Source organism: Terrabacter terrae, from assembly GCF_039529575.1.
Classification (GTDB): Bacteria; Actinomycetota; Actinomycetes; order Actinomycetales; family Dermatophilaceae; genus Terrabacter; species Terrabacter terrae.
Map to the genome: position 1 here is coordinate 1 of NZ_BAAANB010000193.1, position 4,778 is coordinate 4,778.

Annotated in this window: 5 protein-coding genes; 3 read left to right on the forward strand and 2 right to left on the reverse strand. The window is 72.3% G+C overall.

Annotation, left to right across the window (positions count from 1 at the left end):
- Nucleotides 1–855, reverse strand: an 855-nt coding sequence (locus tag ABD194_RS20830; protein WP_343995095.1) for an NAD-dependent epimerase/dehydratase family protein, incomplete at its 3' end; no start/stop codon positions are given.
- Between the two features lie 97 nt (nt 856–952).
- Here ABD194_RS20830 and ABD194_RS20835 point away from each other — a divergent pair.
- The 3 genes from ABD194_RS20835 (at nt 953) to ABD194_RS20845 (ending at nt 3,998) form a co-directional block, all read left to right on the forward strand.
- Nucleotides 953–2,308 (forward strand): threonine/serine exporter family protein, encoded by a 1,356-nt coding sequence (locus ABD194_RS20835; protein WP_343995097.1) that lies wholly within the window; start codon nt 953–955, stop codon nt 2,306–2,308.
- Between the two features lie 164 nt (nt 2,309–2,472).
- Nucleotides 2,473–3,279: a GTPase gene (locus ABD194_RS20840; protein ID WP_343995101.1), complete on the forward strand. Its 807-nt coding sequence runs from the start codon at nt 2,473–2,475 to the stop codon at nt 3,277–3,279.
- Between the two features lie 155 nt (nt 3,280–3,434).
- Nucleotides 3,435–3,998 carry a GNAT family N-acetyltransferase gene (locus ABD194_RS20845; protein ID WP_343995104.1) on the forward strand — a complete coding sequence of 188 codons (564 nt, stop codon included), beginning with the start codon at nt 3,435–3,437 and terminating at the stop codon, nt 3,996–3,998.
- 27 nt (nt 3,999–4,025) lie between these two features.
- On the opposite strand, the gene ABD194_RS20850 is transcribed toward ABD194_RS20845, so the two are convergent.
- Nucleotides 4,026–4,778, reverse strand: a 753-nt coding sequence (locus ABD194_RS20850) for an NAD-dependent epimerase/dehydratase family protein (RefSeq protein ID WP_343995106.1), incomplete at its 5' end; no start/stop codon positions are given.

Sequence of the window (4,778 nt, forward strand, 5' to 3'; positions counted from 1 at the left end):
GGGCGAGTAGCCGAGCAGGTCGCGGGCCTTGTCGATCGAGTAGAAGGTCTCGTTGCGCCCCATCGGCCGCCGCAGCTCCACCCCCTCGTAGAAGCGCTCGCGCACCTCATCGGTCGTCGCGGCGACGGACATGTCGGCATTCGCGACGTTGAAGACCTCGTAGCCGAGGCCGTCGACCTCGAGGCAGCGCTGCACCATCTGGCCGAGGTCGCGGGTGTCGATGTAGGCGAAGATGTTGCGCCGCCGCAGCGCCGGGTCCTGCAGGAACGGCGGGAACAGCTCGGCGTACTCGTGCGGCTCGATGACGTTGTTGATCCGCAGCCCGTAGATGTCGGTGCCGGTGCGCGCCTGGAACGACCGGGCCGTCACCTCGTTCGAGACCTTCGACATCGCATACGAGTCCTCCGGCACCGTCGGGTGCTCCTCGTCCACCGGGACATAGAGCGGCCGCCGCTCACCCTGCGCGAAGCAGATGCCGTAGGTCGTCTCCGACGACGCGAAGATCACCTTGCGGATGCCGAGCCGGGTCGCCGCCTCGAGCACGTTGTAGGTGCTGAGCACGTTCGCCGCATACGTCTTCGCGTCCGACGTGAGCAGGATCCGCGGGATCGCGGCGAAGTGCACGACGGCGTCGTATGCCGGTTTGGCCGCAAGCTCCAGCTCGTCGAAGCGAGCCAGTCCCGCGAGGGCGGAGTAGGTCTCGCCGATGTCGGTGAGGTCGACCGTCAGGTCGTCGACGGCCGGGTGCCCCAGCGGGACGAGGTCGGCGTTGGTGACCTGATGGCCCTGCTCGGCGAGGAACGGGGCCACGTGCTTTCCGGCCTTGCCGCTGCCGCCGGTGAAGAAGATGCGCATGCCTCGATCCAACCACCGACGCCGCCGCACACCAGGAGCGCGGCCCAGGCTCAGCGACCCAGACGAGGCAGCCGCACGCCCTGAGATGATGGCCCGCATGGAGGGACCTGCGGCCGCGCGCCACCCCGACGCGGCCGAGCCAGCCGCATCCGACCCAGCCGCATCCGAGCCGGCCGCAGCCGAGCCCGCCGCACCCAACGCAGCCGCAGCCCCGGACCGCGAGACCGGGACCCGCGCCCTGCTCGCCGAGCTCGGCACCGCCATGATCGCGACCGGCCAGCCGGTGCAGGAGATCGAGGAGGAGCTCGCCGAGGTGAGCGCCCGGCTCGGCTATCCAGACGTCCAGTCAGCGGTCGGCCCCACCGGACTCATGCTCACCCTCACCCCCGGCGGCCCGTCCACCTACCGCGCAGCCGCTGCTGGCCTCCGCCTGCACCAGGCCGCGAGCGTCCGCCTCATCCGCCACCAGCTCCTGCAGGGCGAGCTGACCATCGCCGCGGCCCGCGACGAGCTCGCCGCCACAGCGAGGCGGCCCGTCCAGCAGCCGCCGTGGCTCGTCGCGCTCGCCTGGCCGGTGCTGGCCGTCGGCATCGCGCTCATCCTCCAGCCCGGCTGGGCCAACGTCGCCGCCGCCGCGGTCTGCGCCCTCGTGGTGCTCGCCCTCGTCCAGCTCGCCGGCCGCTACGAGGTGGTCAAGGCGCTGCTGCCGACCCTCGCCGCCTTCGCCGTGTCGCTCGTCGTCTTCGGAGCCGCGAACGCCGGCCTGCTCGAGGGCCCGCTGCGCACCGTCCTGCCGCCGCTGGCCGTCCTGCTGCCCGGCGCCCTCGTCGTCAACGGCATGTCCGAGCTCGCCGCCGGGCACATGCAGGCCGGCTCGGCCCGCCTCACCTACGGCCTGGCCCAGCTCGGCCTCTTCGCCCTCGGCCTGCTCATGGCCACCGCCCTGCTGCGCGTGCCCACCGAGACCCTGATCAACCTCCGCGTCGACGAGATCGGCTGGGCTGCCGCGCCCGTCGGCCTGCTGCTCGTCGGCGCGAGCATCTGCCTCATGGAGGGCGTGCCGCTGCGCCTGCAGGGCTGGGTGCTGCTCGTGCTCAGCCTCGCCTTCGGCGCCCAGCTCGCCGGTCAGGAGCTCGGCACCGTCGCCCTCGGCGGCTTCTTCGGCGCCGTCGCCGCCAGCCTCGGCGCGAGCATCGTCGAGCTGCGCCACCCGTTGCTGCCCCGCCTCGTCCTCTTCCTCCCCGCCTTCTGGCTGCTCGTGCCGGGCAGCCTCGGCCTCGTCGGCGTCACCGAGCTCGCCGCCGGCCGCGAGTCCGTCACCGACGTGGCCCTCGGCCTGCTCGGCGTGGCCATCGCGATCTCCCTGGGCCTGCTCGTCGGGTCGTCGGTCGGCCGCGCCCTGCGCGGACGGTTCGCCGCGCCCGTCGACCCCTCGGCCCCCCGACCCACCTGAGCGGACCCGCACACCCGGGCACACGGCATACGCAATCCCGCGCGCTCCGACCGGCCGAGGGCACCGGACGACGGGCGGGTACGCACCGCAGTGCGCCCGAGGACCCGCGGACCGTAGGCTCGTGGGGCCAACTGGCACCTGAACCAGCATGCCGAGGAGCCACCGTGTCTCAGACCTCATCGCGGATCCGGACGATCCTGCCGCCGACGAGCCGCACCGCCATCGGCGCGACCGTCGCCGGTGGCCTGCTGACCGCGCTCGCCTCCGCCCCCGAGAAGATCGGCCGGCTGCTGCGCGACCGTTACCCGATGGTCGCCGTCACCGGGATGACCGGCGTCGGCAAGAGCCAGCTCGTCGACCGGCTGACCCGCCGCTCCACCGACGACGCCGCGGCCGAGGTCGGCTCGGCGACGATGGAGCGCCGCACCCGCAAGGGCGCCCGGCTGCACGGCTTCCGCTTCCTCGTCGTGCCCGGCGACAACGCCGCCACGCGCCTCGGCGCCCTCGACGAGGTCTTCCACGACGAGCCGGTCGACGGGATCATCCACGTCGTCGCCAACGGCTACGCCACGCCCCGCCGCGCCGCCGGCATCACCGGGGCGGCCACCGCGACCCGCGAGGAGCAGCTCGCCGCCGAGCTCGAGGACTGGACGATCACCTCGCACCGGATCGCCTCGCTGGCCGTGCGCCGCACCAAGCCGATCTGGCTCATCATCGCCGTGACGAAGACCGACCTCTACCCCGACGACATCGACGAGGTCGTGCGCTACTACTCGCCCGGCAGCGGCTCCCCGTTCGGCGACAAGGTCGACGCGCTGCGCGCCCTCGCCGGCGGCGCGAAGCTGTCCATCGACGTGCGCGCCGTCTCCAGCCAGGGCGGCGACCGCAAGGCCCCGGTCTCCGAGAAGCGCGCCTCCGCCATGGTCGACGCGCTCGCCGACCGGCTGGGCCAGCTGAGCGGCCACGCCTGAGCGGTCGTTCCGGCCGCTTGCGTATGCCCTGAGCTGACGGCTCGTGGTCACGCTGCGTCCCGTCCGGGGCCCTTCAGCCCCGGGACGTGCGTCTCTCGCGGCATGCTGTTCGGGGCGGCGACGACCCGTCGTCCGCGCGAAACGGGGGAGGCCACGTGACGGCATACGAGATCAGGGCGCTGACGCCGGAGACGTGGGACGCGTACGCGGCGATGGTGGAGCGGCACGGCGGCGTCTTCGGCGGCTGCTGGTGCACGTGGTTCCACACGATGGCCGCGGAGAAGGAGCGCACCTACGAGGCGAACCGCGCCCTCAAGCAGCGCCTCGTCGAGGAGAACCGAGCGCACGCCGCGCTCGTCTTCGACGGGGACGAGGCGGTTGCCTGGGCGCAGTTCGGCTCTCCCGCCGAGCTGCCCAACATCTACCACCGCAAGCAGTACGACGAGGAGCTCGACCTCCTGCCCGACTACCGGATCACGTGCATCTTCGTCGACAAGCGCCACCGCAGGAGGCACGTCTCGGACGTGGCGCTGCAGGGGGTGCTCGACCTCATCGCGACGGCCGGCGGCGGCATCGTCGAGGGCTACCCGCACGACAACGAGGGCAAGAAGAAGTCGGTCCTCTACGACGGGACCCGGGCCTTGTTCGAGCGCGCCGGGTTCGAGTACGTGCGCAGCAAGGGCCAGGGCAACTGCGTCATGCGCCGCACCGTCCCCTGACTGTCGCGTTGCGCTCCCGACCTGGGCTCAGTGGGATGCCGCCCAGGCGTCGATGGCTTCGAGCACGGTCTCGGTGACACTGTGTTTCGGCACGAAACCGAGAACGTCGCGGGCCCTGTCCATCGAGAAGACCGGCGAGCGGCCGATGTGGTCCAACGTGATCGCGACCTGCTCCGGGTCGGTCCGCGCCTCGAACTCGGCCCACGGCACGAACTCGAGTCGGGGCTCGTGCCCGAAGTGGCGGGCGACGAGCTCGGCGTATCCACGCAAGGTCAGTGCCTGCGTACACACGCTGTTGAAGCTCTCCCCAGCCGCCGCGTCCGGCTGCTCGAGGCAGGCCTGGTGCAGGCCAGCGACGTCCTCGGCGTGCACGTGGTGCACGGTCTCGCCGCCGCGATCCGGCAGGGTGCAGGAGCCGTCCGCTCGCAGGGACTCGATGACCGCCGGGTCGACGTTGCCCGCCGGGCCGATCGGCATCCAGCCGGGGCCGCTGATGTGGCCGGGGTGCACGACGCTGGCGCGCACCCGGTCCTGACCCATGAGGTAGCGCTCGATCGCCAGCTTGCCCACGCCGTACTCCCCGTACGGGTGCTTCGGCGCATCCTCCGTCGTGGGCACGAGGGTGCTGACGCCGTAGGACCAGATGCTGCCGGTGTGCACGAGGTGCTGGCCGTCGAGCGCCTCGACGAGCTGCTCGGCCTGCGCGGTGGTGAAGCACGTGAGGTCGACGACGACCTCGGGCCTCAGGTCCGCGATGAGCGAGCCGAACTCGCCGTCGGC